The sequence below is a fragment of the Streptomyces sp. SID11385 genome, from assembly GCF_010548245.1.
GTDB lineage: Bacteria > Actinomycetota > Actinomycetes > Streptomycetales > Streptomycetaceae > Streptomyces.
Genome location: NZ_JAAGLR010000800.1, coordinates 1 through 818 on the forward strand (window position 1 = coordinate 1; position 818 = coordinate 818).

Consider the following 818-nt stretch of genomic DNA (forward strand, 5'->3'; position numbering starts at 1 on the left):
GGGGCACGGCGCCGCGCCCGGCACCACGAGCCTCGCCGGGTACCCGCTCACCCCGCTGCCCCCCGGCCCCCGCCGCCCCGGCGCGGGCAAACGCGCCCTCGACCTCGCCCTCGCAGGGCCGGCCCTCGTCCTCCTCTCGCCGCTCCTGCTCGCCTGCGCCCTCGCCGTCCGCCTCAGCGACGGCCCCGGCGTCCTCTTCCGGCAGGAACGCGTCGGGCAGTACGGGAAGACCTTCACGCTCCTGAAGTTCCGCAGCCTGCGCCCCGGCGACGACCGCGAGGCCGCCACCCGCTGGAACGTCGCCCACGACGACCGGATGAGCCGCGTGGGCCGCTTCCTGCGCCGCTCCTCGCTCGACGAGCTGCCGCAGTTGTGGAACATCCTGCGCGGCGACATGAGCCTCGTCGGGCCGCGACCCGAACGCCCCTTCTTCGTCGCCGAGTTCGGCCGTACGTACGCGGGCTACCGGCACCGGCACCGCGCGCCCGTCGGCCTCACCGGGCTCGCGCAGATCAGCGGTCTGCGCGGGGACACCTCCATCGAGGACCGCTGCCGGCACGACAACTACTACGTCGACCACTGGTCGTGGTGGCTCGACGTGCGGATTCTCGTGCGCACCGTCCTCTCGCTCGTCCGCCCCTCGGGGAGCTGACCCGGTGACCCACGCACCCACCCCGGCGGCCACGCACCCGGTCATCCATGCAGGCACCCCCGCGCCCACCCCCCACGCCGGGCCGCCCGCCACCCCTGCCCCGTCCGTTTCCCCGTCCCCCGCCCCGCGCGCGGCGGCCCGGCCCGCGCCCCTCGCCGTCCTCGCC

1 protein-coding gene is annotated in these 818 nt (G+C 76.5%); it reads left to right on the forward strand.

The window, feature by feature from the left end; genetic code table 11:
• On the forward strand, nt 1-652 hold a 652-nt coding region (locus G3I42_RS24575; protein WP_239096649.1), incomplete at its 5' end, for a sugar transferase.
• Nucleotides 653-818: the final 166 nt, after the last annotated feature.